We start from the raw sequence: 26,716 nt of genomic DNA, 5'->3' as shown, positions 1-26,716 counted from the left end.
TCTGCGCCTCAGAGCCCCCTCATGCTGACCATTCTTGGCAGAGAATCCTCCATCAATGTGCGTAAAGTCATGTGGACCTGCGCGGAGCTAAGTCTGGAGTTTGAGCGGCAGGATTGGGGCCTCGGTTTCAAGGACGTCAACACGGACGAATTCCTTGCGCTGAACCCCAACGCAAAAATCCCCGTCCTGCTGGATGGGGATCGCGTGCTGTGGGAGTCCCATACCATCGTGCGTTATCTGGCCAATCGCCAGTCGTCAACGGCCTTGTATCCGCAAGATGCCTGGCAACGGGCCAAGGTAGATCAATGGATAGACTGGCAGGCGTGCGAGCTGAACCCATCCTGGTCCTATGCGTTTATGAGCCTGGTACGGCAGTCACCCCAACACCAGGATGCGGGGCAGGTCCAGGCATCGTTATCGGCCTGGGCACAGATGATGTCCATTCTGGATAAACAGTTGGCTCAAACCCAAGCCTATGCAGCCGGACCGGCGTTCAGCCTGGCCGATATTATTCTGGGCCTGTCCATTCACCGCTGGCTGAATACGCCGTTTGATCGCCCGAAACTGCAGGCGGCCGAAGACTACTACCACCGCTTGGCCTCACGGCCTGCGTTTCTAGAACAATGTGCCGGTTTTCCCTAAGCGCTGCTTTGTCTTAGCTAACCAAAGCCGCCCCCTGTGTTCGCGGCTTTTTTTACGTGTGATTGACGCTCGGGGCCACTTGACGCCCTTTTAACAAACTAGAGACGTAGACATGGACGAAACCATACGAGTGGGCTGCGGTGCAGTCATTATGCAAAACGAAAAAATCTTGCTGCTCAAGCGCGTACGTGAGCCGGAAGCCGAGCACTGGGGCATCCCGGGCGGCAAAGTGGACTGGCTGGAAACCCTGGAGCAAGCCGTCAAACGCGAAATTATGGAAGAAGTGGGGTTGCGTTTGGATAGCCTGGAGCTGCTGGTCAATGTGAACCAGATTGATGCCAACAAAGGAGAGCACTGGGTTGCGCCTGTCTATTGGGCGACATCTTTCACCGGCCAAGCGGTGGTGCAGGAGCCAGAAAAGCACAGCGGCATGGACTGGTTTGCATTGGACCAACTGCCAGGGCCTTTGACGGTGGCGACCCAGCTAGCCGTCACCGCTATTAAACAGCGTAAAGAGTGAAACACTTAAAGTTTGGCGCCAGATAACTGACAAACACCTCATCTGTCGGCCACCTCTTTTGTAATATACTTTTCCGCATGCGCGCCCTGGGTCCCCATTTCGTTTTTCGCGAAATCCGAGTCTGGCAATTTCTGTTTTGCCTGGCTCTGCTAGCCTACGTCTGTCGCGCCATCGTCCCAGCAGGCTATATGCCTAGCCACTCTGCACAAGATAATGGCTTTGCCATTACCTTCTGTACAGCAGGCAATTCAGCCAATACGCTCTGGATTGATCTGATCGGCCAAGATGGCCAGGCGGATTCCGATACACATCAAAACCAGCAGGATTGTCCCTTTGGTATCGCGGCGTCCCCCGCCTTGTTGCCGACCTTGGATGCGCCTGTCCTGATCAGCCTGATTACATATCGGCCGGTTTTGTTGGCCGAGAGCAATCAAACCCGGCCCCCGCTACCTGCACAAGGCCCGCCTTTAGGTTCACGCGCCCCGCCCTTACTCCTCGCTTGATAGGTCCCCGTCCTTTGACGGTCTCTTTTTTCTTATCTAGCCGAGGTTTTCAATGTCAATTTCTTCTATGTCTTCCCGTGCCATTCTGGGCATGGCTGCTGTGCTGTTCGCCTCTTGCGCTGTTGCACACGTTTCCCTGCAAACCAAGCAAGCCCCGGTGGGCAGCAGCTACAAGGCTGTTCTGTCCGTGCCGCATGGCTGCAAAGGCTCTGCCACCACCAAAATCCGTGTCCGTATTCCTGAAGGCGTGGTCGGCGTCAAACCACAACCCAAAGCAGGCTGGACGCTGGAAACCGTAAAAGGTGACTACAAGCAGGCCTATACGCGTTGGGGTGCCAAAGTCAGCTCCGGTGTTCAGGAAGTGGTCTGGGCTGGCGGCCCTTTGCAGGACGAGCACTATGACGAGTTCGTGTTCATCAGCTACTTAGGCGATGAGCTCAAACCCAATAGCACGCTCTACTTCCCGGTTGTGCAGGAATGCGAGCAAGGCGTGGAGCGCTGGATTGATCAAGCGGCACCGGACACCCAGAAAGCGGCTGACCATTCCGACGCCCCTGCTCCCGCGCTGCAACTGTTGCCCAAACCGTAGACACCCAGGCGGCGGCTGCCCTTGGACATCCGCCTAAAGGAGATCTTATGCAAACCCAGTCCCTGCATAGGCAGGCATGCTGCCACCCATTGCTTGTGCTGCTGATCGCCTTGCTTTTGCTGGCCTGGGTGCCAGCTCTGCATGCTCATGCGTCCTTGGTGGCCAGCAAGCCCGATAGCGGCACAATACTGGCCCAGTCGCCCAGAACCGCCAGCCTAAGTTTCAATGAGTCCGTCTCCCCCTTGCTGATGACCTTGATTCGTCCCGACGGTTCCTCCGAAGAACTGGGGGACGTTTTGATGCAAGACCAGCGGCTGGAACTGGCCTTGCCGCCCATGGAGACCGAGGGTACTTATGGACTGAGCTGGCGAGTCATCTCTGCCGACGGCCATCCCGTCGGCGGAACACTGACATTTGCCATTGGAACGCCCAGCGCAAACCTGATGGACAGCACCCGCAGCAATCCCGTCAGAAACGGCCTGATCTGGCTGGCTCGACTCTTGGGCTATCTAGGTCTGTTTACAGGGATAGGCTGGGTGGTCTATCGGGCGCTGACCTCAACATCAAACCAGACCTCAGCCCAGCAAAGTCGTCTCGCACCGCGCATGCTGGCTTTAGGTGCCATAGCCTTATTGCTAAACCTGGGTTTGGTCGGTGTCGATGCGCTGGACTTGCCGCTGTCCGCCTTGTTCGGCACGACGGCCTGGAAAACGGCTGTATCGACCTCGATGGGCGTGGCCGTGCTGCTGGGCTGGGTCGCCCTGGCCTGTGCCGCCCTTTCCTGGCAGGCAAGGAGTCCCACTAGCCAGAAATGGCTGGCCGCCTTAGCGCTGACTCTTTTGGGGGCTTCTCTGGCTTCCAGCGGTCATGCCAGCACGGCAGATCCCGCCTGCTTGTCCCGGCTCAGTGTCTGGCTGCATGTTGTGGCGCTGGCATTGTGGATGGGTTCTTTCCTGCCTTTGGCCTACGCGCTTGAACAGGCTCAGGAATCCCGCTTGCTGACCCTGTTCTCGCGCTGGATTCCCGCCATCCTGCTGGTCCTGATCCTGAGCGGAGCCGCACTGATCTACGTGCAATTCGATCAGCTCGCCTCGCTATGGGAAAGCCGATATGGGCAAGTGCTCAGTGCCAAGCTGATTCTGGTTCTGCTCTTGCTGGCTCTGGGAGCCTACAACCGCTATCGCCTGACCCAAGCCGTCTTGCAGCAGCGTAGCAATGCTCGGCAAGCTCTGCGGCGTGTGGTTCGTCTGGAGTATGTGCTGGTGGTGCTGATCTTGGCCGTGGCCGCCTTGTGGCGCTTTACCCCACCTCCGCGCGCCTTGGCCCAGCTCGTCTCCCCCACCATTTCCAGTCATATCCATACTGAAGCAGTAAGGGCGGACCTGTTGTACATTCCGGCCACCGCCCAGCGCCCGGCCATTCTAACCGTCTCTTTATACGAGCCCGATTTCAGTCCCTTGAAGGCTCAAGAGGTGGAGGTCATTTTCAGCAACCCGCAGGCTGGAGTGGAATCCATTACCTTTCCGGCGAAACTCACGCGACAGGATCAATGGGAGGTGAGTAATGTCGAGCTGCCGCATCTGGCCAGCTGGGATATTCGTATTCAGGTGCTGATTTCAGACTTTGAACGCATACACCTGGATAGCACGCTGGATTTGCAAGCCAACTAAATCGCACACAAAAACAGGCCGCATCACACGGCCTGTGGTCCCTCTTTTGATCTGACTTCCTCTTTCTGGCAGCCATGCCGCCCGCAATTTAACGGGCCAGCAAACGGCTGGCTTCAAGCCGTGCCTCGCCCTCATCCACAACAAAACTGAATTGCAGGCCCAACACCCGGCCCAAGGTTTGCTGCGCCAAGCGTGCGGCGGCAGGGATGGTCCGCCCCTTGCTGATCACCACCATGCCAGCGCACAACGCCTTCAAACGCGGCTTGTTCTGCTTGAAAAACAGGGCACGTTGCTTGCGATCTTCATGGCTTTCTTCATGAGCAGGATCTTCACCGCCCATTCTGTCAGTCAACAAGACAAAGCGTTGGCCCCGATTCAACAAGGCCTCTAATTGATCCTGCGCCTGTTGCGGTGTTTGCTGCGGGCTGTGTTCTCTTAAAAACACCAATGGAAACTGCGTGTCATCGACTTGCATAAGCGGCTCCTTGCCATCAATAAAGACAGCCACTATCAAAGCGGCGCACGCCTAAATAGGGGATGCCTCCAAAGGCACGCATCAAGCCGCCGGATAAATACAAGCAGGCGGTATCGCGCAGCCAATACGGACGAACCGTTGCGCCTTCACCTCTCATCACAGCCTAGACTCCACAAAATCACGCAACTGAGGGTCCCGAATCTCCAAGGCATCAAACAAGCCCAAGGCTTTCAAGGCTGGCAAGGCCGCCACAATATCGTTCAAGGCACGCTGACGTTGTGCATCGCTGACACCAGGCTGGCGCAACGTCGCTGCATTGGCCAGAAAGGCGCCAACCGTGCCTTTGCGAATAGTGGTGCCAGCAATCTGAACTTCGCTGGCGTGATCGGGAAGAATGTCATGTGCTTGCATGTATCGCTCCTTTGTTCATCAAGGCCTTCAGTGTAAGCACAAAGGTTTTGGCAGATGTACACTGTATCGGTCAATGAATAACAAAATTACGCCATGCCTGAACGAAAAATAGGTCTGCATGATTTTCTGAACTTCCCCGAGCATCCTGTGCTGTTCGCCGTCACCGGTAATCACGACTCGGAGCTATCCTCGCGCCCCCATCAGCACGCTCGCGGGCAGTTGTTCGGTTCTCTGCGCGGCTTGCTTTCCGTCGGGGTGGAAGACGCCGTTTGGGTGGTGCCCGCTATCCATGCCGTCTGGTTGCCGCCGCATGTCCTGCACTCGGGCCAATCGCACGGCCCTTATCATGGCTGGAGCGTTTATATAGACGAAGCGGCCTGCGCCGACCTGCCCGCCCACGCCTGCACCTTGCGTACCTCGGGCCTGTTGCGTGAAGCCGTGCTGCGCGCCTGCTCCTGGGAGTTGATTCCCGCTGCCCCCTTGCCCCAAGAACAAGCGCATATTGCCTCCGTTATCCTGGATGAAATCCGTACCCTGCCCGTCGAGCCTTTTGGGCTGCCGCTCCCCCGGGACCCGCGCTTGCAACGCATTGCTCGCGCCCTGATTGCCGACCCCAGCAACAACCAGGGCATGGAGCACTGGGCGAGCTGGGCAGCGGTCAGTCTGCGTACCTTAAGCCGCCGTTTCGTGACAGAAACCGGCTTTAACTTCACCGCCTGGCGGCAACGTGCCCGCCTGATGCGCTCCCTGGAAATGCTGGCGGCCGGTGTTCCAGTAGCCACCATTGCCTATGATCTGGGTTATTCCAGCCCCAGCGCCTTTATCAGCCTGTTTCGGCGCAGCTTTGGGCATACCCCGGCCAATTACCGTCACCAACTTTCAACCTAGCCCCTTCTGCGCTGTACGACGCATCGGAAATGTCATAAAGTGATTGAACGAAAACCAAAACATCACTTTTAGACATAGGACAGCCGGTATGGAAATGCGCCAATTACGGATTTTTTGTGCGGTTGCCGAGCATGGCAGCTTTACGGCCGCTGCCCAGAAAGTGCACACCGTGCAATCCAATGTCACCATGCGCGTCAAAGAGCTGGAGACAGAGCTGGAACAGCAATTGTTCATACGCCAGAAAAGCGGCGTGGTGCTAACTGCGGCTGGCCATACTTTTCTGGACTACGCCCGCCGTATCTTGCAACTGACCGATGAAAGCCGTGCGGCCCTGCAAGACACGGGCACGCCCAGCGGTCTGCTGCGCCTGGGTTCCATGGAAACCACGGCTGCCATCCGCCTGCCCCAGGTTCTGATCCAATACCGCGAGCGCTACCCCCAGGTTCAGTTGTCCTTGCAAACCGGCACCACGGCAGAGCTGATTAAAGCCATCGAGACCCACCAGCTAGATGGTGCTTTTGTCGGTGGTTTTCATCAAAACCCGGCCCTGATTCAAGAAGAGGTGTTTGAGGAAGAGCTGGTGCTGGTCAGCAGCAAGACGGTGGAATCCTTGTCTGCCCTGATCGAAACAATCCCCCAACAAACGGTTCTGGTCTTTAGAACCGGCTGCTTTTACCGCTCTACGCTGGAACACTGGTTTTACCAGGCCGGGCTGGTGCCCAACCAGATCATGGAAATGGGGACGCTGGACGGCATTCTGTCCTGCGTGGCCTCGGGCATGGGCATTACCTTGCTGCCCAAAGCCATCGCCCAGAACAGCAGCTTGCGCTTGCCCGTGCAATGCCACGCGCTGCCGCCTGAGCTTGCGCGGGTGAAAACCGTGTTTATCCGTCGTGCCGATACCAATCCTGGCTCGGCCCTGCGCAGCTTTGTGGCCCTGGCTCAAGCGCAGTTCGCCCAATTGCCCAAGCCAGATCAAGGCCATGCCGAACTGTCTGATCTCACTGAGCAACCTGTGGATCTGTCCAACAGCGTCGCACAGACCTTGCCACAGTAAGCCATCAAGGCAGCCCCAAAACCAGCTCCGCAACCCGCTCTGCCGCTGGCACAATGCTGTGAATCTTGCCCACGCCCTGACCAGCATACAAAGACAGTTTCCTGGCCATTCTGTCCTTGTCAATCGCCCGCGCCCCGCCCCCGACCCAACGCAGCACATTCCACTTGTCGCGGTTGGGAATCACACGATGCGGGGTGCCATAGGGCCAGCCAAAGGAATAGCCGGTGCGATATTGCGTATCGTCCGTACTGGCTTGCAGAATCTTTTGCTTGTAGAGCGGATGTGCATTGGACTCCTCGCTGGCCAGAAAGGCCGTGCCCACCAGTACACCAGAAGCCCCCAGGGTCATGGCCGCCCTGACATCCTGGCGGGTAACAATTCCGCCTGCGGCCAGTACGGGACGGCCCTGCGCACCGTCCAGAATTGCAGGTAGTAAAGACATCAGGCCAATCGTGCCGCGATTCAGGTGACCACCGCCCTCACTGCCTTGGGCGACGATAATATCAGCCCCCTGCGCCATCGCTTGGCGAGCCAGTGCCACCGTGCCGGTTTGCACCATCACGATCATGCCGGCGTCTTTGGCGCGGGGAATCAGGTCGGCGCAATAGTCCTCGGCATAGAACAGCGACAAGATGCGGGGGCACTCCTGCAAGATCACCTGGAACTGGGCCTCGAACACTTCCGGGCCACCAAACTGCGGCACGATATTCACCCCAAAAGGCCGGTCCGTCAGCGCTTTGGTTTCCCGCAGCCAGTTACGCAGCATCAAGGGAGCCAGACGCAAGCCGCCCAGCACGCCCACCCCGCCCGCATTCGCTACCGCCGCCACCAATGGTGGCCCTGAAATCGCAGCCATGCCCGCCAAAAAGATCGGGTATGGCACACCACACATCTGCGTGATGACATTGCCCGCAAAGACTCGGTTTGCTTCGCTCATGATTTACAACTCCACCTGTTTGCCCAGCATGCGCCGCAGGGCCAGATTTTTGAGCACAATATGGTTTTTGAATGCCCCGAAAAGGTGCAAGGCCAACCCCAGTAAAAAGGCAGTGGCGCCAATATTGAACAACACATCGACCACGGCTTTGAGCTGCTCATTCGGGCTGATCAAGGTCGGCAAGGCCAGACCACCGGGCAGTTCCACCGCCACTCCCGCTGCCGCTCGGGACAGCCAGACAGCAACGGGCAGCAGCACCATCGCCAAGGCCAGGGCTATCGCCACGCAACGGGCCACTATCACCTCTACCGGATTGGGCGAACCCACCGGCAAGGGATGAAAAGACGTCACCCGCGCCCAGAAACGGTAGATGGAGATCAGGAACAGCAGCGTCCCCAGCAGATTTTGCAACAGCACCAGCCGCACCTCACCGGGGCTTTGGGCGATGGCCACCCCCAAACCCAGAATGGAAAACAGCAAGGCCGCAATAAGCCAGTGCAACACAATCGTGATGGGCGAGAACCTGAGTCCGTTGTCTCGCAGTTGCATGATTAGCTCCTTGAAAAGGTCATCGAGGACAAGTCCTTTACCGTGCAATACCCAACGTGATACGTCGTGGGCCGCCTACCCAACACGCACAAGCGGCCAGCTTCGGTCATCACCTTGCCTCCTGCTGGTCTGGGCCTGGGTCACGGTGTTCTCAGAGCCTTGACGATAGGCGCAGTCATCAATCAAGTAAAATGATGAATATTGATAAATAAAATCTTTTTCAGTGATCAATGAGCAGATAGTTTTCCTCATGCCCTTACGCGACAGACGGGCAACCCTCATCATCTCAGCCCTCTGGTACTGGCTCCTACCTGCAGGCCGTCCGCAAGTACGCCTAAAGCTCGTCCAGGCAACACTTATAGGGATCGCCTTTTAATCATTATTAATGATTCATAAATTCACTATTCATCATTTTACTTGATTCATTCAGTCTTCTATCTTCCCTATGGATAGCGCCGCTATCTCAACCTCAAACTAGGAGACTGATACCGTGACTCACCCTGCTGCCTATCTCGTTGACTGCACAAATGGCCACATCTTGCCTGGCTTTTGACTTGTATGTTGACAGACGCTCAACGCGACATCATCAAGGCGGCTGTGCCGCTGCTGGCAAGCGACGGTGAAGCCTTGACCACCTATTTTTATGAATTGATACTGCGCGACTCCCCACCGCTGAGTCCCTTGGCCAGCCAGATCACCAACAATCGCGTTGCTCTCCAAATCCAGTCCGAGCGTGCCCCACATGGGGACACTTTCCTGCTGCAAGCCCTACGCGAAGAGCTGAGCGAGAGGATAGCCAGCAACGAGCTTATCGATGAATGGGCCGCCGCTTACCAGCAACTATCAACCTTGCTCATCGAAGCCGAACGCCTGATGTACGACGATATGGCTATCACTCCCGACGGCCTTGCAGACCGCACTTCCTATCAAGAATGACCCACCATGCCACTACTGAAATTTGACCTGATCCAAGGCCGCAGCGACGACGAACTACGCCAGCTACTGGACACCACGCACCAAGCCATGGTGCACGCCTTTGATGTTCCTGCCAGCGACCGCTACCAATGCGTCACCCAGCACCGTCCCGGCGAGCTGTTGCTGGACGACACCAGCCTGGGTTACCCTCGCAGCGACAAAGTAGTGCTGCTGCATATCGTGTCCCGCCCCCGCAGCGAGAGTCAGAAAGTCCAGTTCTACCGTTTGCTGGCAGAGCGACTGGAACAAAACTGTGGCGTATCGCCCGAGGATCTGATCATCGCTCTGGTCGAGAACAGCGATGCAGACTGGTCCTTCGGGCGTGGGCGAGCGCAGTTTTTGACGGGGGAGTTGTAGGCGAAAGACAGGTATACTCGCCCAGACCGTTTTAACAAGAACGGTCTTTTCACCGAGGGGAGCCTGGCGAGCAGGCTGAGAAACTGCCCGAGCAGATTGCACCGCAGTGACCCGTTGAACCTGATCCGGGTCATGCCGGCGAAGGGACGGGTATGTACCTGCTCGCCGCTTGCTGCCGGATGGCTATCCTTGACTAGGAGTTGCTATCTTGTCGTCTGACCACTCTCCCGCCCCCGTCGGCCCGGTTGCCGCCACCCTGGCTGCCGTCATCCGTCAAGACCAGATTTTGCTGATACGCCGCGCCAATCGGCCCGATGCCGGACGCTGGGCCTTTCCGGGCGGCAAAATCCGCGCGGGCGAAACCATCATGGCGGCGGCCCATCGGGAGTTGGCCGAAGAAACCGGCATACAAGGCCAGGCCTTGCAGGTCTTTGATGCGCTGGATGTGTTTGACCGCGAGCCCAGCACCACACCCTTGGCCTATTCACACTTCATTCTGATTGCTGTGCTGTTTCGCTGGCAGCAAGGTGAGCCACAGGCAGGCGATGATGCCCTGGACGCACGCTGGTTCAGCAATGCGGAACTGAACAGTCTGGATGTGGCACACAGTTTTGACGTCGTCCGAGTTGCCCGTCAGGCATTGGCATTGGCTGCCACTCAAGATCAAGCAGGCCAAGCATGATTCCGAATGTATTGAGTATTGCGGGCACAGACCCGACCAGCGGCGCTGGTATTCAGGCTGATCTGAAAGCCATGTACGCCTTGGGTGCCTACGGCATGAGCGTAATTACAGCCGTGGTCGCGCAGAACACCCAGGGCGTGCGGCGTTTTGTGGCGCTGGAGCCGGACTTTGTGGCGGACCAGTTGGACGCGGTGTTTGAGGATGTGCGCGTGGATGCCATCAAGATCGGCATGGTCGCCAATGCAGGGATTGCGGAAGCGATTGCAGACCGCCTGCACCATCACGGCCTGGACTGCCCGATTGTGCTGGACCCGGTCATGGTTGCCAAAAGCGGGGACCGTTTGCTCAGCCCCGAAGCCGTCTCCGTGGTGCGCGACAAGCTGCTGCCCATGTGTACCCTGCTCACCCCCAACTTGCCCGAAGCAGGCGATTTTCTGCAAAAACCGGAACCCGCCTCGCTGCAAGAAATGCACAGCACTTTAAAGGAGTTGTGCTTGCTGGGCCCTGAATGGGTGCTGCTCAAGGGCGGCCACCTGGACGGCCCGGACAGTGTGGATCTGTTGCAAGGTCAGGGGCAGAGCCATGTTTTTCAGTCGCCCCGCATCCCGACACGCAACACACATGGCACGGGCTGCTCGCTATCCTCCGCCATTGCGGCCCTGCTACCGGGGCGCAGCGTGCCAACTGCGGTGGGTTTGGGCAAGGAATATCTGAATGGCGCTTTGGCCGCTGCCGACCAATTGCAGATCGGCCTGGGGCAAGGTCCGGTGCATCATTTCCATGCTTTATGGCCTCTCAAGTAAGCTCTCTCCCATTACAACTGATCGCTATGCGATGTTCAGTCTGACTGCCCTGCAGTTTTACGAGTGCGAACAGTCAAGCGGCTCCATTGAATGAAACAAACACTACAGCACAGTGGGATTGGGCACATCCCCATACACTTCTTTGGGATCAAAGGTCTTGGCGGACTCCACAAAGACCAGATCCTGACCTTTGCTATGCTCGGCACCCACCGGCACCTGCCGGTAGAAACAGGAGTAATAGCCCACGTGGCAACTGGCTCCGGAACCGGCTACCCGCACACGTAGCCACACCGCGTCCTGGTCGTCGTCGATACGCATTTCCTCTACCGTCTGCACCAGTCCACTGCTGGCACCTTTATGCCAGAGCATTTGACGCGAGCGGCTCCAGTAATGGGCTTGCCCTGTCTGTATGGTTTTTTCCAGGGCTTCCCGATTCATGTAACCCAGCATCAAAACCTCGCCATTGCTAGCGTCTGTCGTGATGCAAGCAATCAGGCCATGCTCATCAAACTTGGGAGCCAGCGCACAGCCCTCTTCCACTTGTTCTACCGAGACTCGACGGCTTATTTGCACCGTCACGTTTTCAGCAGACCTTATGTCTTGTCCTTCAGTCTTCACGTTTTCTCCTTGTCATCATGGGTTCCGGGCGATATTCGCAATCCGGTGTCAGGCAACGGCCATACAGCACATGGCTATGTTCCAGAACCTGAAAGCCCCGTTCTTGAGCAATCGTTTTTTGTCGCTGCTCAATAGCTTGGTCATGAAACTCCTGCACACGTCCGCAGTCCGTGCAGATCAGGTGATCATGGTGTTCGCCGTCATCCAGCTCATACAGCGCCCGGCCAGATTCAAAATAAACCTGCTTTAGCAAGCCTGCCTGTTGCAACTGGGTCAACACACGGTAGACCGTCGCCAGGCCGATCTCGCTGCCTTGTCGTATCAATTGGCGATACACATCGTCTGCCGTCAAATGACGAATACCGGGGGCCTGGAATATCTCAAGAATCTGGATACGGGCTGTGGTCACCTTCAAGCCACGCTCTTTAAGCTCTTTTGAATCCGTCATGGCGCACTCCTGATTGAATGGGCGGCTAAGGGACGTCCAGAAAACGCAGCGGCCTGCCTTGCGCCTGCCCTTCCAAGGCTTCATCACGAACCACACAATGGCCGCGCACAATGGTGTGAATTGGCCAGCCTACAACGGGCATACCGTCGTAGGGAGACCAGCCGCTGACACTGGCAATCCAGTCATTGCGGATACGGCGGCGTGCCTTCAAATCCACAATGCTGAAATCCGCATCAAAGCCCACAGCGATGCGTCCCTTGCCTTCCAGACCAAAAATCCGGGCAGGCCCGGCACTGCTCAAATCCACCAGCCGTTGCAGACTCAAGCGACCTGCATGGACATGGTTCAACATCACGGGTAGCAAGGTCTGCACGCCGGTCATGCCGCTGGGTGAAGCGGGATAGGCTTGGGATTTCTCCAGCAAGGTATGCGGTGCGTGATCGCTACCAATGACATCCACCACACCCGAACGGATCGCCTGCCACAGCGCATCTTGATGAGCTTGCTCGCGCACCGGCGGATTCATTTGCGCCAAACTGCCCAGACGCTCATAGCATTCAGGGGCTTGCAAACTGAGATGATGCGGGGTCACCTCTACGGTCACGCGGTGTTTGTGGGCGGCCAGAAACTGCATTTCCTCTGCGGTGGACACATGGAGCACATGCAAGCGGCGATTCACCTCTGCCGCCAGACGAACAATGCGTTGCGTGGCCTTCAAGGCACTTTCCTCATCACGCCAAACCGGATGTTGGCGCACGTCGCCGCTATCCAGAGCGATCTGTTTGCGTTCACGCAGCCTGGCCTCATCCTCCGCATGCACCGCCAGCCGTCTACGGCCATGACGCAAGATGCGACGCAAGACGTCGTCCTCATCCGCCAACAGGTCTCCAAAAGAGCTGCCCATAAAGACCTTGATGCCTGCGCAGCCTGGAAGCTGCTCCAATTCCTGCAAAGACTCGGCATTCAAGGCAGAGCCACCGATATAAAAGGCGTGATCACACCAGCTACGGCCTTGAGCAGCATCCAGCTTGGCTTGCAAGTCAGTGGCTCCCAAGGTCAAGGGATGGGTGTTGGGCATCTCGAAAACCGCCGTCACCCCGCCCAGGACCGCGCCCCGTGTACCCGCTTCCAGATTCTCTTTGTGCTCCAGCCCCGGCTCTCGGAAATGCACCTGGCTGTCGATTACCCCTGGCAATACGTGCAACCCCGTAAGGTCCAGCACGCAGTCCGCACTCCAGCCGGGCTGCAAATCGCCCAGAGCCATAATCCGACCTTGCACACAGGCGATATCGATAGGCTCGGCCCCGTTAGGGGTCATTACCGTACCGCCACAGAGCAGCAAATCAGCATGGCGCAGATTATGCCGCTTGGTCGTTTCTGCGGTCCGGGAGAGAGGGGCCTTCGGGATTGCTGGTGTCATGGTTTTGCCTTTGCGGCTTCTGCATCCAAAGCGGCTTGCGCCTCCAAACGAATCCGCTCCATCATGTGAAACAGGCCATTGGCACGATTCGGTGACAAGTGCTGCTCCAGTTCAATTGCCTGTAAAAAGTCAGGGGGATGGGACAGGATTTCTTCAGGCAAACGCCCCGAATACACCTTCATCAATAACGCCAACAAGCCGGTGACGATGGCGGAATCACTACGAGCTTGAAAAAACAGCTTGTGATCACGCAATTCAGAGATCATCCAGACCTGTGCCTGGCAGCCATGCAAGCGGTTCGCCTGCGTACGCCATTTTTCTGGGAAGTCCGGCAAGGAGCGTCCCAGATCAATCAGATATTCGTAGCGCGCCATCCAGTTACCCAGGCACTGGAAACTGTCCACAATGGATTGCTGCGCCTGGAGTATGGACTCTTCTGGTACTGCTCCCTTATCCACGGCCATCTCCTGAATGCTTGGGCGTTTGGCTACCCTGATCGCCACGAGCCGGAACAGGATCATGCCCGCCCGGATGCCAGGGGTGACAACGGACAATACGCCGTGCGGCCAGCCAGCTTCCTTTGAGTGGGCCGTGCGTCTGCAAGGCTTGAATCGCATATTGCGAACAAGTCGGATAAAAACGGCAGCGTGGGCCCAGCAATGGGCTGATAAAAAGTTGGTAGCCGCGAACCAGCAGGATCAGGGCAGAGGCAAGAAAGGTTTTCATCGCCGCTCCGATACACGGAAGCGAACCACTCGCTCAGACGGATTAATCGTGATCTGGTTTGCCCTCTCCAGCGGCAAGGACGCCTGAGGGTGCAGTTGTGTTTGGCAAGGATTGATAAATACTAAAACACTCATGGCGCCACGCCCCCGTTCAATCGCGCAAAAGGCGTCTCTGACATCAAAGGCGTTTTAAACGCCACCGCATCATGGGGGTGCAAACTCTCCAGATGGCGGACCTGAATGCCAGCGTTCTGATAGTCCACCAAGGCCGCTTCTATACGACGCGCCGCGTCCTCCACAAACATCAGGTTCTGGCCATTCAAAGCCGCAAAGGCTTGCTCATCGGCCCGTTTGACGGCCGTTTGCAAAGGTGTTGCCAGTGCCTTCTCGACACGATCAATCAAGGCTAAAAATCCGAAATCCTCGCTATCTTCCGATACCTGAACCTGAACCAGAGCCTGACTGCGCTGGCTGTGCGCAGTAGCCAGGCTGGCGTGCTTGTGCAGCCAGGCCGCTACCTCCTCAGCACGCAAGTCAGGCTGCCGTCCAAAGGCCTGCATAAAGCCCTGTTCAATCAATTGCCGAGCCAGCGCAGCGGAACAAGGACAGGTCGACGAATAGCCAATCTGAACCTGCATTTTGCACACAAAACTGCCGTCCACGAGACGGGCTTCCAGCACAACGGGATAGGACTTCCATCCTGCCAAGTCCTGCGTCACCAGGGCAGGCCGTCGCAGCAATAAATCAAAGCTGAAACCCAGTCGCGCACTGCGCGTGCCGCAATCCTCCTGGCTATCCACCATGCTTTGCAAAAGACGCCGCAGCCCCAACAGCGACAAGGCCTGTTCTGGTGGCACGTCATTGAGCAAGCGATACAGCCTGGACATGTGTATCCCTTTCACATGCGCCAGCGGCAAATCAACCTGGGCATCGACACGCGCATGAAGTTGGCGCGTATAACCCGGTTCGACCACGGTAATAGGTAAATCGATTCCCTCCATGCCCACCCAGGACAGCGGAGTCAGGCCATAAGTGGAATCGTTCAAAGCCGGGTCGGGAAGGACAACAGTCATACTCAACATCCAATCAAAAGGTCTTGCCCAAGCCGACAGGGACTAGGCAAGACCTCATTCCATCAAGGCCAGTCTGAGAACGGATTCGTCCATGTTGTCCAGGTGCTGGGACCGCTGGCCATTTCTTCATCACTTAACAGGCAGGCATCGAAACGGGCACGTAATGCGGCCTCGTCCATATCCATGCCAATCAGAACCAGCTCCTGACGCGCGTCCCCGACGCGCTCATCCCATTTTTCCTTGATCAGGGCTACCGCTTCGGGGTCTTCCGGCCAACGTTCGGGCGGCATGGAAGCCCACCAGTAACCCGCCACGTGATAGCGAGCCACCGCACCCGCCTGTGACCAGGAACCGGCCAAGGTCGGGAAGTTCGCCAACCAGAAAAAGCCTTTGGAACGCACCACGCCGGGCCATTCGCTTTCAACGAGCTCCAGAAAACGCTGCGGATGGAACGGGCGGCGGGCGCGGTACACAAAATTGCCTATGCCGTACTCCTCCGTTTCCGGGGTGTGAGTGCCACGCAATTCCTGCAACCAACCGGGGGCTTTGGATGCCTCTTCAAAATCGAACAAACCGGTGTTAAGTACGCGATCCAAGGGCACCTTGCCGAACTCGGCTGTTTCAATACGAGCACGGGGATTAAGGCTGTTCAGAATTGCCATCAGGCGTTCACGCTCTGGTTCGCTGATCAAGTCAATCTTGTTCAGAACCAGCACATCACAGAACTCGATCTGCTCAATCAGCAGGTCCACGACGGTGCGCGCGTCGTCTTCTCCCAGGGATTCGCCACGGGACTGAATACTGTCTTGCGAACTGTAATCGCGCAGAAAGTTAAAAGCGTCTACCACCGTGACCATCGTATCCAAACGAGCGACCTCACCCAGGCAACGGCCATCCTCGCCTTCAAAGGTGAAGGTTTCAGCCACGGGCAGCGGCTCTGAAATACCGGTGGACTCAATGACCAGTTGATCAAAACGCCCTTCCTTGGCCAGACGGTCCACCTCCAGCAACAAGTCCTCACGCAAGGTGCAGCAAATACAGCCGTTACTCATCTCCACCAGCTTTTCATCCGTGCGCGATAGCTCCGCCCCACCATCACGGACCAGAGCGGCATCAATATTGACCTCACTCATATCGTTCACGATGACGGCGACACGGCGGCCTTCGCGATTGTTCAGGATGTGGTTCAGCAAAGTCGTCTTGCCCGCTCCCAGAAAACCGGACAAAACCGTTACGGGAATGCGGGCCGAGGGATCGACCGGCGTGTTATCGGGGTTCATCGTCATTTCTCTTCGTCCTTGAGCCATCAATGGGCGGTTCCTTGCAAAGGACTCTCGCCAATTATGAGATGTTATAACATAACAACAATTGATCAGGAAAAAACCCTCTTGTAAGGAGGGCTTGAAGCGCAGGACGGAGAAACTGGTTCTCACAGAGCGACGTAGCAGTGATCAGGAAGCAGGTGTCAGGTGTCAGGCACATAGCTTAGCTCTGTTTGTATTGCGCGCCACTGCTTAAACAAATCAGCCCGATGCCGAGGATAAGACTCTTCCAGACTGATCAATCCTCGTATCCTGTCCGTGCGGAAGTGCCGGAAATCCCCTTTCAATTCACACCAGCCCACCAGAATCCGAAAGTGCTGAAAGTAGCCCAAGGAAAAAGGCCAGATCACTCTCTCCGATTCTTGCCCTGCCCCATCTATATATGTGATGCTCAGCTTGCGCTGCAAACGAATCGCTGTACGCGCAATGCCAAGATCAACACGCTCAGTATCCTGAATCACCCTGGGCCCAACCCGTAAAGCGGTACTGTCCAGGCTGTCTCTCAAGCTATCCGGCAAGACCGTCGAAATCTTGGCCATGGCATCGCCAGCCGCTTTAGTCAGCGGTTCATCCGCGAACTTTTCTACCCAGCGAAAGCCCAGTATCAAGGCCTCCAGCTCCGCTTGAGAAAACATCAAAGGGGGCAACATAAAACTGGGTCGCAGCACGTAACCCACACCGGGTTCCCCTTCTATATCAGCACCTTGTGCCTGCAAGGAAGCAATATCTCTATACAGCGTCCGAATGCTGATGCCCAGCTCTTGAGCCAGCCGCGCACCACTTACCGGACGCTTATGTCGGCGTAGCACTTGTAAAAGGGAAAGAAGTCGTTCCGCTCGGGCCATGCTAGATACTGCCATTTTTTGGCAGTATGGTCACCCATAATGATCTGCTCAATAACCATGTTGGAGCGATCATGAATCACCCAAATCTTTTGCTACTCTACGTCCAAGACCCCGCCGCCAGCGGCCTTTTTTACGAAAAACTGCTACAAAAAGCGCCTGCTGAATCCTTCCCCACCTATGTCGCCTTTGAGCTGAACAAGGGCTTGACGCTGGGTTTGTGGTCTACCCAGGCAGCCAGCTTTGTATCATCCGGAACCGGCCATCGCTCCGAGCTCTCTTTTTTAGTAGACGATGATGCGGCTGTTGATCAACGGCATCAAACCTGGGTAACAGCGGGTATCCCCATAGAGCAGGCACCCAAGACAGCCGTTTTTGGGCGCACATTTGTCGCTCTGGACCCCGATGGGCACCGACTAAGGGTCTGCACGGCAGCGTAAAACGGAAGCTGCCTTGCCTGCAAAGCCGCCAAGATCAAGCAACAAGGGCTATCCAAGACTTAGTCCTGATAGCCCTTTGCTCACTCCATACTTAGTAAGCCGCACCAATCAATCTGCCACCATCGCTCTGCGCATGATTTTCTGCGCGACTGACAAGGACGTTGTCATTCCCAAAGTGCCGTAATGCGCCCCCCAAGTTCCAAGCTCGCCGGAACTACGCGTACTTAAAAACACATCCGCCACTTCCTGCGGGCTATAGCGCAACAGCTCAGCGGCCTGCAAAACACGGGCGACGGCTTCGGTCATAGGGCGGGCCAGGAACTCATCCTCAATCGCGGCTCTCACCAGACGTTCAGTGTGCTGTACCAGGGCATCGAAGCGCTTGTCTTGCCCGGCCAAGGGTCTAATTTCATTGAAAACCGCCTCCACCGTGAGCGGATCTCTGATCATGGCGCGCCGCACATCCATACACATCATATTGGCCGTCCCTTCCCAAACGCTGTTCAAGGGGGACTCTCGATACACACGAGCCATGGGGTTTTCTTCAATAAAGCCATTGCCGCCGTGACACTGCAATGCCTCGTTCGCAATAGAGGGCGCGCGCGAGCAATTGAAGTATTTAGCCGCAGGCGTGGCCACCCGCGCCAGCAGCCTTTCGTGTTCACTGCCTTGCATCAGGTCAGTGGCCTTGGCGACTCGCAAGGACATCAAGGTTGCCGCTTCCACTTCTACCGCCATATCCGCCAGCACATTGCTCATCATGGGTCGGTCGGCAATAGAGGTCCCAAAAGCCTTGCGTGATGTGGTGTGACGCAGGGCCAAGGTCAGCGCCTGCCGCATTAACCCCGCCGAGCCAATCGCAAAATCCAGACGTGTCAAATGCGAGTGCGACAGAATTTCCCGAATACCGCGCCCCTCTTCCCCTACCCGAATTGCCAGCGTGCCCGCATATTCCACCTCACTGGATGCGTTGGAGCGATTACCCGCCTTGTCCTTCAGACGCTGCACAAAAAAACGGTTATAGCTGCCGTCCGGCAAGGTACGGGGCAAGAAGAAACACGTGACATCCCCATTGACCTTGGCCAGCGTAAAAAAACCATCGGACTGCGGCACCGAACAAAACCATTTATGCCCCGTCAGCTCATACCAATGCGCCGTGGCACCGTGATAATCCACACTATGGGAGAAGCGCGCGGTCGTCTGCGTCTCGCGCAGATCTGAGCCGCCCTGCTTTTCTGTCATCGCATAACCAATCACCACCGAGGGCTTGTCCCCCACTTCGCGGCGACTGTATTCATAGCGTGTCCCTTTGAGCTTGTCCGCCCAGATCGCCAAAGCAGGCTCGGCCTCGAAACCGGCATAAGCCGCATAAGCCATGCCAGTCGGGCAGCCCGTACCGTGCTCCACCTGATTCCACAGATAGGACAAGACGGCGCGGGCGAGGTGGCCGTTTGCCTCTTGGGTACGCCAGCTTAAATTGGGCACCTCGTGCTGCCAGGCCAGGCCCATCAACTCATGCCAGCTAGGGTGAAATTCCAACCAATCAATCCGGTTGCCGAAGCGATCATGCGTTTTAAGCTCAGGAATATGGCGGTTCGCCAAACGAGCCAGTTCCTGCACATTCTCATCACCAGCTACCGCCCCCAAAGCCTGACAGCGCGATGCGGCCCAAGGGGCTTCACGGCTGATGGCATCACGTAAAACCTGATCGCCCGTAAAAGCATTGAAACCACTGGCGGGCAAGGCCTGATTCAAAACCTGATGTGTGCTGTAACGATCCTCGGGCGCATTCAACATGCTGAGGGAGAGCGGCTGGTTCATGGTTGTCTCCAAACTGTTTTTCTAAGACGTGGCAGAAAGGACTGCCACACTGGCACACGCCATCTGGGCAATCTGGTCAGCCAGCGCGGCCACTTGGCGCTGGTAACTGTCCGTGCCATCGTGCTGCTGACGGCTTAAAGGAGAAAGCGGGCCAATCAACCCTTCCATGAAACCGCCCACGATGACGGTCGCCGCAATATCGGGCTGCACATCCTGGCGCATTTCCTGCGCGTCCTGACCTGTGGAAACAATGGAGTGGATGACCTGGCTGATCGCGGCGCGGTACACCAGACGAGCCGCGTCGATTTCCTTGTCGCAAGGCTCGGCAATCAAGGCATAGGCCAAACGAGGATTACGCATGGCGCGCTTCACAAAAGTGGAGACAGCGGCATGCAGGCGCAACATGGAGGAACCATCGGCCTGTGCAATGTCCGTGAGCACATCGACCTCGCGCTGGGACACCAGCGACAGGACTTGCGCGAACAGCTCGGCTTTGGAGGGGAAGTAACGATAGACCGTCCCCGTGGCAATACCGGCAGCGGCCGCCACACTGGCCACCTGCGCTTCCTGCCAGCCTCCTTCACTGACCAAAGCGCGAGCGGCTTCCAGGATACGGCTGCGATTGTCTTGCAGACGGGCTTGAACGGCGGGGGTTTGACGGTAGGCCATAAAGAAGTGAACCAAAATTCATTACATGAGTGAATCCTAGTTCATTTCTTTGTCATGGACAAGAATTTCTTTAATCAGGGGTGTAAATAGACTCGCCTACTGGCATTGCAGGCTGCTCGGGAGCATCTGTTATTTGAAACCCAGTCCCTAGGGCCTAGGGTTTGGCGTTTGGGCAGTGGAATTACTCATCGCTCTGCCCTTTCTTCCGCCTGTCCTCCCTTTATGCCCGACCCGCCTTAACACCAGGAGCACTGAAGAAACAAACCCAAGGCCCCCAGCAGACCTCCGAAACACGCTGCATTATGTTGCCAAGGCCGGCGCACATGGAAGGATCAACACAATCAGTCGCCCCAATAAAACTGCCCCCAGTCACAGCGATGGCAAAGCCATCAATACTGTTTGCTGGGGGCAGTCTGAACGAGCTAGCGTGCAGGCATCAAGCCTATCAGGCCGACAGTTCCTTACGAACGATTTCAGCACCGGCGCTCAGGGCGTGCAACTTGCCGCGAGCCACGGCACGTGGCAAAGGTGCCATACCGCAGTTGGTGCAGGGGTACAGCTTGTCCGCGTCTACAAACTTCAGCGCCTTGCGCAGTGTGTTGGCCACTTCGTCAGCGGTTTCGATCACGTTGGTGGCTACGTCAATGGCGCCAACCATCACTTTCTTGCCACGGATCAGTTCGATCAAATCCATAGGAACGTGGGAGTTCTGGCACTCCAGGGAAATGATGTCGATCTTGGATTGCTGCAGCTTCGGGAAGGACTCTTCGTACTGACGCCATTCCGAACCCAGCGTCTTTTTCCAGTCCGTGTTGGCCTTGATGCCATAGCCGTAGCAGATGTGCACAGCGGTTTCACACTTCAGACCTTCAATGGCTCGTTCCAGAGTCGCAATACCCCAGTCGTTCACTTCGTCAAAAAACACGTTGAAAGCGGGCTCGTCAAACTGGATGATATCCACGCCTGCAGCCTCCAGCTCTTTGGCTTCCTGGTTCAGGATCTTGGCAAATTCCCAAGCCAATTTTTCACGGCTCTTGTAGTGGTTGTCGTACAGCGTATCGATCATGGTCATGGGGCCAGGCAGCGCCCATTTGATCGGCTGCGAGGTTTGCTGACGCAAGAATTTGGCATCATCCACAAACACGGATTTGGGACGAGTCACGGCACCCACAACGGTAGGAACACTGGCGTCGTAACGGTCACGAATACGCACAGTCTCGCGCTTTTCGAAGTCCACACCTTCCAGATGTTCGATGAAGGTGGTGACGAAGTGCTGGCGGGTTTGTTCGCCGTCGCTAATCAGGTCGATACCGGCGTGCAATTGTTCTTGCAGGGACAGACGCAGTGCATCTTTCTTGCCTTCGACCAGGTCCTCACCGTCCAGTCTCCAGGGCGACCACAGCTTCTCGGGTTCAGCAAGCCAGGAGGGTTTGGGCAAACTGCCAGCGGTGGAGGTGGGTAGCAATTTTTTCATAATTAAATAACCTTGTTGTTTTTGATGAATCAAAGCGCGTAACTGGCTGCCCATTGATCAAGAATCACTTTGTATGGCTTGATAAAACTTTCTTCGGTAAACCGGCCCTGCTCAACCGCCAGACGACTACGTTCTTCGCGATCGTAGACAATTTGCGTGATCGAGTGATCGGAATTTTTCAGGCTGGGCTGATAGCGCATTCCTGCGGCCGAGTTGGCATTGTAAATCTCGGGGCGATAGATTTTCTGAAATGTTTCCATCGTGCTGATGGTACTGATCAATTCCAGATTCGTGTAGTCACTGAGCAAATCACCACGAAAGTAAAAAGCAAAGGGCGCAACGCTATTTGGGGGCATGAAATAGCGAACCTGCAGGCCCATTTTTGCGAAGTACTCATCCGTAGGCGAAAACTCATTTTGCTGATACTCAATGCCCAATACCGGATGCTGGTTCCCCGTACGGTGGTAGACCTTGCTGCTGGACACGCTCAGGCAAATCACGGGGGACTTGTTGAAGTTTTCTTGGTACAGCGCAGAATTCACGAAAGACTTAAACAGTTTGCCGTGCAAATCACCAAAGCCTTCCGGGGCGCTGAAGCCATTTTTGTTCTTGTTGTGCTCCTGCAGAACCACGCTGAAGTCGTAGTCACGCACATACGAAGAGAAGTTGTTGCCGACAATCCCGTCGATACGCTTGTTTTCTTTGTGATCGACGATATTGGTTTTCAGGATTTCAATGGTAGGGAAAGTGGAACCATTACCTTCAATATCAATATCAACAGAGACAATATCCAGTTCGACCGAATAACGATCTCCATTAGGATTGTCCCAATGCGCCAGATTGTTGAAGCGATTGTTAATCATCGCCAGGGTATTGCGCAAGTTTTGCTGACGGCTTTCACCACGGGCCAGGTTGGCAAAGTTGGTGGTGATGCGTGTGTTATTGGATGGCCGGTAGTTTTCATCAAAACGAATGCTTTTGATGCTAAACGCGAATTCTTTATTCATTTTTTATGTATGCCCTGATTTCTGATTTCAATCTCGAATTTATTTTTAGTTAATACGTTGATGCATAAAAATAAATTCATCTTATTTATGTATGCCTTGCGCTGATTGTCTGGCCGACTGCTGGGGCCACACTGTTTGCTCTCTTCTTCCTGGTAAAACCAGAACACAGTGTTGAATCGCCTCCAAAAAAAGTCCCGGCTTTGGCCGGGACTCACCGCCAAAACGGTTCCCGACTCAATCAGGCACTTGCCCGCAAGACTTTGGCTGCCGCCACCATATTGGTCAAAGCCGGAATCACCTCAGCCCATTGACGCGTCTTAAGGCCGCAGTCGGGGTTCACCCACAGACGCTCTGCTGGCACGCGCTCGGCGGCTTTCTTCATCAAATTCACAATGTGCTGCTCGGTCGGAATATTGGGCGAGTGAATGTCATACACGCCGGGGCCAATCTCGTTGGGGTACTGGAAATTCTCGAAGGCTTCCAGCAACTCCATGTCCGAACGGCTGGTTTCAATGGTGATCACGTCCGCATCCATATCCGCGATGGAGGAAATGATGTCGTTAAACTCCGAGTAGCACATATGTGTGTGGATTTGCGTCTCGTCACCCACGCCGTTGGCGGCGATGCGAAAGCTCTCCACCGCCCAGTCCAAGTAGCTTTGCCATTGCGATTTACGCAGCGGCAAGCCTTCACGCAAGGCAGCTTCGTCGATCTGGATCACATGCACACCGGCCTTTTCCAGATCCAGCACTTCTTCGCGAATGGCCAGCGCCAGTTGCAGGCAAGAAGCCGAACGAGGCTGATCATCACGCACAAAGGACCAATTCAAAATCGTCACGGGGCCGGTCAACATGCCCTTCATGGGTTTTTGAGTCAGCGACTGGGCGTAGGTAATCCATTCCACCGTCATAGCCTGAGGGCGGCTGATGTCACCAAACAGGATGGGTGGTTTCACGCAGCGCGAACCGTAGGACTGCACCCAAGCAAACTGAGTGAATGCGTAACCGTCCAGTTGCTCACCAAAGTATTCGACCATGTCGTTGCGCTCGGCTTCGCCGTGCACCAACACGTCCAGACCCAGTTTTTCCTGCTCACGCACGCTGCGCTCAATCTCGGCACGCATGGCGGCCTGGTAGCTGTTCTCGTCCAGACGACCCGCCTTGAACTCACTACGAGCACGACGGATTTCTACTGTCTGCGGGAAAGAACCAATCGTGGTGGTGGGGAATGCAGGCAACTTCAAGAACTCAGCTTGCTTGGAAGCGCGCTGTGCGTAAGCACTCTTGCGCTTGCCCAGCTCGGCCGAAATACGAGCCACCGCCGCCTTCACTGCAGGATTGTTCACTCGGGGCGAGTTGCGACGGGCCGTCAACGCGGCCAGGTTCTCGGCCAGCTCTTCCTTGACAGCCTCACGGCCTTGGCTCAAGGCTTTGCCCAATACGCGCAGTTCGTCCAGCTTTTGCAAGGCAAAGGCCAACCAGGACCTCACATCGGCATCCAACTGTTGTTCGCTGTCCAGATCAACTGGCACATGCAGCAGCGAGCAGGAAGGAGCAATCCACAGACGATCGCCCAATTGCTTGGCGATAGGCTCAACCCAGTCCAGTACGGCGGTCAAATCTGTTTTCCAGATATTGCGACCATTGATCACGCCCAGAGACAAGACTTTCTCGTCACCCAAAAGCTTAAGCAATGCCTCCACGCCATCACGATCGTTGATGGCATCCACATGCAGACCGGCAACAGGCAAGCTGGCGGCCAAAGCAGCATTTTCCAGCAGCTGACCAAAGTACGTCGCGACCAGCAACTTCACGTCAGCAGACTTCAACTGCTGATAAGCGGTCTTGAACGCTTGCTGCCAATCGGCATCCAGCTCGGTAACCAGAACAGGCTCATCAATCTGCACCCACTCCACGCCTGCTTTGGCCAGCGTATCCAGCAATTGAACATACACAGGCAACAAGCGATCCAGCAGGGCCAGCTTGTTGGATTCATCCTTGGCCTTGCCCAGTGCCAGATAGGTCACGGGGCCAATAATCACAGGCTTGGCGTTCACGCCTTGCGCCTTGGCTTGCGCCAGTTGCTCCAGCAGATGCGAGGCATCCAGCTTGAACTGGGTATCAGCCGTAAATTCAGGGACGATGTAGTGATAGTTGGTGTCGAACCATTTGGTCATTTCACCAGCAGCCACACCACCGCAGCAGGCGCCGTGATCTTCCAGACCTTTGGCCGAACGACCCCGTGCTACGCGGAAGTAGTTATCCAGCTCGTCACCCTGAAAGCCCTGAACACGCTCAGGCAAGTTGCCCAGCAAGAAGCTGGCATCGAGCACCTGATCGTAAAAAGAGAAATCGCCCACGGGCACCAGATCCAGACCGGCCTGGTTCTCCCAATGACGCTGGCGCAGTTGGGCACCCAGAGCCTTGAGTTCGTCACGCGAAGACTCGCCCTTCCAGTAGGACTCCAAGGCGAACTTCAGTTCCCGTTTGGCGCCAATGCGCGGAAAGCCAAGATTATGAATCGTCGTCATGTGCTGCTCTCAATAGGCCAGTGGATTAAAGAATGACTTGCATTGTAGGAAGCCCAATCAATGAAGTAAAATGGTCTTATCTCACCAACCCATGAATATCATTCACGTATCATGTTAGAGCGCATCCATCTGGCCGTCGTCCAGCAAGTTGACAAGCAAGGCTCCCTGACCGCCGCCGCCGGCGTGCTGCACGTTACCCAATCCGCCCTTAGCCACACCATGCGAAAACTGGAGCAGCAACTGGGCACCGAAATCTGGCGCCGCGAAGGCCGCAACCTGCAATTGACGCAAGCTGGGCAGTATCTGCTGGCCGTTGCCAACCGCGTCCTGCCCCAGTTGGATCTGGCCGAAGAACGCCTGGGCCAGTTCGCCCAAGGCGAGCGAGGATCACTGCGTATCGGCATGGAGTGCCACCCCTGCTATCAATGGCTGCTGAAGATCGTCTCGCCGTATCTCAGCGCCTGGCCAGACGTGGATGTGGATGTGAAGCAGAAATTCCAGTTTGGCGGCATCGGCGCGCTGTTTGGCTATGAAATTGATCTGCTGGTCACCCCAGACCCGCTCTATAAACCCGGTTTGAAATTTGAGCCCGTGTTCGACTACGAGCAGGTACTGGTGGTCAATAAAGACCATGCCCTGGCGAACGTGGACTATGCCAAGCCCAAGGACCTGGACCGGGAGGTGCTGATCTCCTATCCGGTGGACATAGACAGGCTGGACATCTACAACCAGTTTCTGCTGCCCGCCGGCATCGCCCCCCGACGCCACAAAGCGATTGAGACAACAGACATCATGATGCAGATGGTAGCCAGTGGACGAGGGGTCGCAGCCCTACCCCGATGGTTGGTGCAGGAGTATGCAGAGAAACTGGATGTGGTGCCGGTAAAGCTGGGCAAGCACGGCATCGCCAAGCAAATTTTCCTGGGAATGAGGGAAACGGAAGCAGTGATTGATTATCTGCAGGCGTTTATGGATCTGGCTCGGGGGGCTGGGCCGGACGGCGTGCCAAGCAGTCCTAACGCCTAAGCTCAGGCAGTCAACGCTAAGGCATAAGATGGGCTGCCAATGAGCGGGGTGGCCTCGTTACAAGCCCTCGGCGGGATAATCCGATTGTCAGCGTCCAGGATATTAGGTTTCGTTTGGCAAGATTGAGGGCCTGACGTTGCCAAAGAACAATAGCGATCTGTCAGCTTGCTAGGATGAGGCATTCCGTGTCCTGCACACCCATTAACATGAAACCATCACTGCCGTTTTCAACGATCGTATGCG

The 26,716-nt window shown here is 56.1% G+C and carries 31 protein-coding genes and 1 riboswitch; of the genes, 13 read left to right on the top strand and 18 right to left on the bottom strand.

Going from position 1 to position 26,716, the window contains the following annotated elements; translation table 11 throughout:
- Positions 1–21 precede the first annotated feature (21 nt).
- From CA948_RS03745 to CA948_RS03725, 5 genes are all read left to right on the top strand, one after another.
- A complete protein-coding gene (locus CA948_RS03745; RefSeq protein ID WP_108727366.1) occupies positions 22–642 on the top strand; it encodes a glutathione S-transferase family protein in 621 nt (206 codons plus the stop codon).
- Positions 643–754: 112 nt separating this feature from the next.
- Entirely contained in the window at positions 755–1,162 is a 408-nt protein-coding gene (locus tag CA948_RS03740; RefSeq protein WP_108727365.1) for an NUDIX hydrolase, read from the top strand.
- Positions 1,163–1,350: 188 nt separating this feature from the next.
- Positions 1,351–1,665 carry a DUF2946 family protein gene (locus CA948_RS03735; RefSeq protein WP_159086113.1) on the top strand — a complete coding sequence of 105 codons (315 nt, stop codon included), beginning with the start codon at positions 1,351–1,353 and terminating at the stop codon, positions 1,663–1,665.
- Between the two features lie 52 nt (positions 1,666–1,717).
- Complete coding sequence (locus tag CA948_RS03730) at positions 1,718–2,254, top strand: YcnI family copper-binding membrane protein (protein WP_108727363.1); 537 nt, start codon at positions 1,718–1,720, stop codon at positions 2,252–2,254.
- A gap of 47 nt (positions 2,255–2,301) precedes the next feature.
- Positions 2,302–3,924, top strand: a complete 1,623-nt coding sequence (locus tag CA948_RS03725; protein WP_108727362.1) for a copper resistance CopC/CopD family protein — start codon at positions 2,302–2,304, stop codon at positions 3,922–3,924.
- An 88-nt stretch (positions 3,925–4,012) separates the two neighbouring features.
- Here the strand turns inward: CA948_RS03725 and CA948_RS03720 are convergent, their stop codons facing one another.
- From CA948_RS03720 to CA948_RS03715, 3 genes are read right to left on the bottom strand one after another with little or no spacing between them, the layout of a single operon-like run.
- Complete coding sequence (locus CA948_RS03720; RefSeq protein WP_108727361.1) at positions 4,013–4,399, bottom strand: hypothetical protein; 387 nt, start codon at positions 4,397–4,399, stop codon at positions 4,013–4,015.
- A gap of 16 nt (positions 4,400–4,415) precedes the next feature.
- Positions 4,416–4,559: a hypothetical protein gene (locus CA948_RS17580; RefSeq protein ID WP_159086112.1), complete on the bottom strand. Its 144-nt coding sequence runs from the start codon at positions 4,557–4,559 to the stop codon at positions 4,416–4,418.
- Positions 4,556–4,810, bottom strand: a complete 255-nt coding sequence (locus CA948_RS03715; protein ID WP_094196473.1) for a hypothetical protein — start codon at positions 4,808–4,810, stop codon at positions 4,556–4,558. Before CA948_RS03715 ends, CA948_RS17580 begins: the two co-directional genes overlap by 4 nt.
- 93 nt (positions 4,811–4,903) lie before the next feature.
- On the opposite strand from CA948_RS03715, the gene CA948_RS03710 reads away from it, so the two are divergent.
- Both CA948_RS03710 and CA948_RS03705 read left to right on the top strand, forming a co-directional pair.
- The gene (locus CA948_RS03710; RefSeq protein ID WP_108727360.1) at positions 4,904–5,698 is read left to right on the top strand and encodes an AraC family transcriptional regulator; all 795 of its coding nucleotides are present in this window, start codon (positions 4,904–4,906) and stop codon (positions 5,696–5,698) included.
- A gap of 88 nt (positions 5,699–5,786) precedes the next feature.
- A complete protein-coding gene (locus CA948_RS03705; protein ID WP_203226748.1) occupies positions 5,787–6,755 on the top strand; it encodes a LysR family transcriptional regulator in 969 nt (322 codons plus the stop codon).
- 4 nt (positions 6,756–6,759) lie between these two features.
- On the opposite strand, the gene CA948_RS03700 is transcribed toward CA948_RS03705, so the two are convergent.
- Entirely contained in the window at positions 6,760–7,692 is a 933-nt protein-coding gene (locus CA948_RS03700; RefSeq protein WP_108727359.1) for an NAD(P)H-dependent flavin oxidoreductase, read from the bottom strand.
- 3 nt (positions 7,693–7,695) lie between these two features.
- Positions 7,696–8,241: a cytochrome b gene (locus CA948_RS03695; RefSeq protein WP_108727358.1), complete on the bottom strand. Its 546-nt coding sequence runs from the start codon at positions 8,239–8,241 to the stop codon at positions 7,696–7,698.
- Between the two features lie 558 nt (positions 8,242–8,799).
- On the opposite strand from CA948_RS03695, the gene CA948_RS03690 reads away from it, so the two are divergent.
- From CA948_RS03690 to thiD, 4 genes are all read left to right on the top strand, one after another.
- Positions 8,800–9,177, top strand: a complete 378-nt coding sequence (locus tag CA948_RS03690) for an NO-inducible flavohemoprotein (protein ID WP_108727357.1) — start codon at positions 8,800–8,802, stop codon at positions 9,175–9,177.
- A gap of 6 nt (positions 9,178–9,183) precedes the next feature.
- Entirely contained in the window at positions 9,184–9,573 is a 390-nt protein-coding gene (locus CA948_RS03685) for a tautomerase family protein (RefSeq protein ID WP_108727356.1), read from the top strand.
- A gap of 45 nt (positions 9,574–9,618) precedes the next feature.
- Positions 9,619–9,737, top strand: a riboswitch (TPP riboswitch).
- Positions 9,738–9,781: 44 nt separating this feature from the next.
- Entirely contained in the window at positions 9,782–10,255 is a 474-nt protein-coding gene (locus CA948_RS03680) for an NUDIX hydrolase (protein ID WP_108727355.1), read from the top strand.
- On the top strand, positions 10,252–11,058 hold the full coding sequence (gene thiD / locus CA948_RS03675; protein ID WP_108727354.1) for a bifunctional hydroxymethylpyrimidine kinase/phosphomethylpyrimidine kinase: 807 nt from the start codon (positions 10,252–10,254) through the stop codon (positions 11,056–11,058). Before CA948_RS03680 ends, thiD begins: the two co-directional genes overlap by 4 nt.
- A gap of 102 nt (positions 11,059–11,160) precedes the next feature.
- Here the strand turns inward: thiD and hisI are convergent, their stop codons facing one another.
- The 8 genes from hisI to CA948_RS03635 all read right to left on the bottom strand — a co-directional run bounded on the left by hisI (position 11,161) and on the right by CA948_RS03635 (position 17,509).
- Entirely contained in the window at positions 11,161–11,676 is a 516-nt protein-coding gene (hisI, locus tag CA948_RS03670; RefSeq protein WP_108727353.1) for a phosphoribosyl-AMP cyclohydrolase, read from the bottom strand.
- Positions 11,666–12,124, bottom strand: coding sequence for a ferric iron uptake transcriptional regulator (gene fur, locus CA948_RS03665; protein ID WP_108727352.1), 459 nt, complete (start codon positions 12,122–12,124; stop codon positions 11,666–11,668). The genes hisI and fur overlap by 11 nt, the downstream gene beginning before the upstream one ends.
- A gap of 25 nt (positions 12,125–12,149) precedes the next feature.
- Positions 12,150–13,544 carry a dihydroorotase gene (locus CA948_RS03660; protein WP_238988646.1) on the bottom strand — a complete coding sequence of 465 codons (1,395 nt, stop codon included), beginning with the start codon at positions 13,542–13,544 and terminating at the stop codon, positions 12,150–12,152.
- The gene (locus CA948_RS03655; protein ID WP_203226747.1) at positions 13,541–14,002 is read right to left on the bottom strand and encodes a SufE family protein; all 462 of its coding nucleotides are present in this window, start codon (positions 14,000–14,002) and stop codon (positions 13,541–13,543) included. Before CA948_RS03655 ends, CA948_RS03660 begins: the two co-directional genes overlap by 4 nt.
- Positions 13,995–14,270 (bottom strand): membrane protein insertion efficiency factor YidD, encoded by a 276-nt coding sequence (gene yidD, locus CA948_RS03650; protein WP_108727350.1) that lies wholly within the window; start codon positions 14,268–14,270, stop codon positions 13,995–13,997. The genes CA948_RS03655 and yidD overlap by 8 nt, the downstream gene beginning before the upstream one ends.
- Positions 14,271–14,400: 130 nt before the next feature.
- A complete protein-coding gene (gene folE2, locus CA948_RS03645) occupies positions 14,401–15,342 on the bottom strand; it encodes a GTP cyclohydrolase FolE2 (protein WP_108727349.1) in 942 nt (313 codons plus the stop codon).
- A 62-nt stretch (positions 15,343–15,404) separates the two neighbouring features.
- Complete coding sequence (zigA, locus tag CA948_RS03640) at positions 15,405–16,622, bottom strand: zinc metallochaperone GTPase ZigA (RefSeq protein WP_166727098.1); 1,218 nt, start codon at positions 16,620–16,622, stop codon at positions 15,405–15,407.
- A 185-nt stretch (positions 16,623–16,807) separates the two neighbouring features.
- Positions 16,808–17,509 carry a helix-turn-helix transcriptional regulator gene (locus tag CA948_RS03635; protein ID WP_108727348.1) on the bottom strand — a complete coding sequence of 234 codons (702 nt, stop codon included), beginning with the start codon at positions 17,507–17,509 and terminating at the stop codon, positions 16,808–16,810.
- A 71-nt stretch (positions 17,510–17,580) separates the two neighbouring features.
- On the opposite strand from CA948_RS03635, the gene CA948_RS03630 reads away from it, so the two are divergent.
- Positions 17,581–17,946, top strand: a complete 366-nt coding sequence (locus tag CA948_RS03630) for a VOC family protein (RefSeq protein WP_108727347.1) — start codon at positions 17,581–17,583, stop codon at positions 17,944–17,946.
- Between the two features lie 108 nt (positions 17,947–18,054).
- On the opposite strand, the gene CA948_RS03625 is transcribed toward CA948_RS03630, so the two are convergent.
- From CA948_RS03625 to metE, 5 genes are all read right to left on the bottom strand, one after another.
- Positions 18,055–19,767, bottom strand: a complete 1,713-nt coding sequence (locus CA948_RS03625; RefSeq protein ID WP_108727346.1) for an acyl-CoA dehydrogenase family protein — start codon at positions 19,765–19,767, stop codon at positions 18,055–18,057.
- A gap of 21 nt (positions 19,768–19,788) precedes the next feature.
- Positions 19,789–20,436, bottom strand: coding sequence for a TetR/AcrR family transcriptional regulator (locus CA948_RS03620; RefSeq protein ID WP_094196455.1), 648 nt, complete (start codon positions 20,434–20,436; stop codon positions 19,789–19,791).
- 445 nt (positions 20,437–20,881) lie between these two features.
- Complete coding sequence (locus tag CA948_RS03615; protein ID WP_108728699.1) at positions 20,882–21,910, bottom strand: methionine synthase; 1,029 nt, start codon at positions 21,908–21,910, stop codon at positions 20,882–20,884.
- A 29-nt stretch (positions 21,911–21,939) separates the two neighbouring features.
- Positions 21,940–22,917, bottom strand: a complete 978-nt coding sequence (locus CA948_RS03610) for a DUF1852 domain-containing protein (RefSeq protein WP_108727345.1) — start codon at positions 22,915–22,917, stop codon at positions 21,940–21,942.
- Between the two features lie 238 nt (positions 22,918–23,155).
- A complete protein-coding gene (gene metE, locus CA948_RS03605; protein WP_108727344.1) occupies positions 23,156–25,447 on the bottom strand; it encodes a 5-methyltetrahydropteroyltriglutamate--homocysteine S-methyltransferase in 2,292 nt (763 codons plus the stop codon).
- A gap of 111 nt (positions 25,448–25,558) precedes the next feature.
- Here metE and CA948_RS03600 point away from each other — a divergent pair, with 111 nt between their 5' ends.
- Positions 25,559–26,473 (top strand): LysR family transcriptional regulator, encoded by a 915-nt coding sequence (locus CA948_RS03600; protein WP_108727343.1) that lies wholly within the window; start codon positions 25,559–25,561, stop codon positions 26,471–26,473.
- Positions 26,474–26,716: the final 243 nt, after the last annotated feature.

The sequence above is a fragment of the Alcaligenes aquatilis genome, from assembly GCF_003076515.1.
Classification (GTDB): domain Bacteria; phylum Pseudomonadota; class Gammaproteobacteria; order Burkholderiales; family Burkholderiaceae_B; genus Alcaligenes; species Alcaligenes aquatilis.
Note: the sequence above shows the minus strand (reverse complement) of the source record. Positions and strands in the feature narration are given on the sequence as shown.

Bases quoted from the DNA above. Each gene is read 5' to 3' on its own strand.
- CA948_RS03745 (WP_108727366.1), top strand. From the start codon at position 22: ATGCTGACCATTCTTGGCAGAGAATCCTCCATCAATGTGCGTAAAGTC.
- CA948_RS03740 (WP_108727365.1), top strand. From the start codon at position 755: ATGGACGAAACCATACGAGTGGGCTGCGGTGCAGTCATTATGCAAAAC.
- CA948_RS03735 (WP_159086113.1), top strand. From the start codon at position 1,351: ATGCCTAGCCACTCTGCACAAGATAATGGCTTTGCCATTACCTTCTGT.
- CA948_RS03730 (WP_108727363.1), top strand. From the start codon at position 1,718: ATGTCAATTTCTTCTATGTCTTCCCGTGCCATTCTGGGCATGGCTGCT.
- CA948_RS03725 (WP_108727362.1), top strand. From the start codon at position 2,302: ATGCAAACCCAGTCCCTGCATAGGCAGGCATGCTGCCACCCATTGCTT.
- CA948_RS03720 (WP_108727361.1), bottom strand. From the start codon at position 4,399: ATGCAAGTCGATGACACGCAGTTTCCATTGGTGTTTTTAAGAGAACAC.
- CA948_RS03715 (WP_094196473.1), bottom strand. From the start codon at position 4,810: ATGCAAGCACATGACATTCTTCCCGATCACGCCAGCGAAGTTCAGATT.
- CA948_RS03710 (WP_108727360.1), top strand. From the start codon at position 4,904: ATGCCTGAACGAAAAATAGGTCTGCATGATTTTCTGAACTTCCCCGAG.
- CA948_RS03705 (WP_203226748.1), top strand. From the start codon at position 5,787: ATGGAAATGCGCCAATTACGGATTTTTTGTGCGGTTGCCGAGCATGGC.
- CA948_RS03700 (WP_108727359.1), bottom strand. From the start codon at position 7,692: ATGAGCGAAGCAAACCGAGTCTTTGCGGGCAATGTCATCACGCAGATG.
- CA948_RS03695 (WP_108727358.1), bottom strand. From the start codon at position 8,241: ATGCAACTGCGAGACAACGGACTCAGGTTCTCGCCCATCACGATTGTG.
- CA948_RS03690 (WP_108727357.1), top strand. From the start codon at position 8,800: ATGTTGACAGACGCTCAACGCGACATCATCAAGGCGGCTGTGCCGCTG.
- CA948_RS03685 (WP_108727356.1), top strand. From the start codon at position 9,184: ATGCCACTACTGAAATTTGACCTGATCCAAGGCCGCAGCGACGACGAA.
- thiD (WP_108727354.1), top strand. From the start codon at position 10,252: ATGATTCCGAATGTATTGAGTATTGCGGGCACAGACCCGACCAGCGGC.
- fur (WP_108727352.1), bottom strand. From the start codon at position 12,124: ATGACGGATTCAAAAGAGCTTAAAGAGCGTGGCTTGAAGGTGACCACA.
- CA948_RS03660 (WP_238988646.1), bottom strand. From the start codon at position 13,544: ATGACACCAGCAATCCCGAAGGCCCCTCTCTCCCGGACCGCAGAAACG.
- yidD (WP_108727350.1), bottom strand. From the start codon at position 14,270: ATGAAAACCTTTCTTGCCTCTGCCCTGATCCTGCTGGTTCGCGGCTAC.
- folE2 (WP_108727349.1), bottom strand. From the start codon at position 15,342: ATGACTGTTGTCCTTCCCGACCCGGCTTTGAACGATTCCACTTATGGC.
- zigA (WP_166727098.1), bottom strand. From the start codon at position 16,622: ATGAACCCCGATAACACGCCGGTCGATCCCTCGGCCCGCATTCCCGTA.
- CA948_RS03635 (WP_108727348.1), bottom strand. From the start codon at position 17,509: ATGGCCCGAGCGGAACGACTTCTTTCCCTTTTACAAGTGCTACGCCGA.
- CA948_RS03630 (WP_108727347.1), top strand. From the start codon at position 17,581: ATGAATCACCCAAATCTTTTGCTACTCTACGTCCAAGACCCCGCCGCC.
- CA948_RS03625 (WP_108727346.1), bottom strand. From the start codon at position 19,767: ATGAACCAGCCGCTCTCCCTCAGCATGTTGAATGCGCCCGAGGATCGT.
- CA948_RS03620 (WP_094196455.1), bottom strand. From the start codon at position 20,436: ATGGCCTACCGTCAAACCCCCGCCGTTCAAGCCCGTCTGCAAGACAAT.
- CA948_RS03615 (WP_108728699.1), bottom strand. From the start codon at position 21,910: ATGAAAAAATTGCTACCCACCTCCACCGCTGGCAGTTTGCCCAAACCC.
- CA948_RS03610 (WP_108727345.1), bottom strand. From the start codon at position 22,917: ATGAATAAAGAATTCGCGTTTAGCATCAAAAGCATTCGTTTTGATGAA.
- metE (WP_108727344.1), bottom strand. From the start codon at position 25,447: ATGACGACGATTCATAATCTTGGCTTTCCGCGCATTGGCGCCAAACGG.
- CA948_RS03600 (WP_108727343.1), top strand. From the start codon at position 25,559: ATGTTAGAGCGCATCCATCTGGCCGTCGTCCAGCAAGTTGACAAGCAA.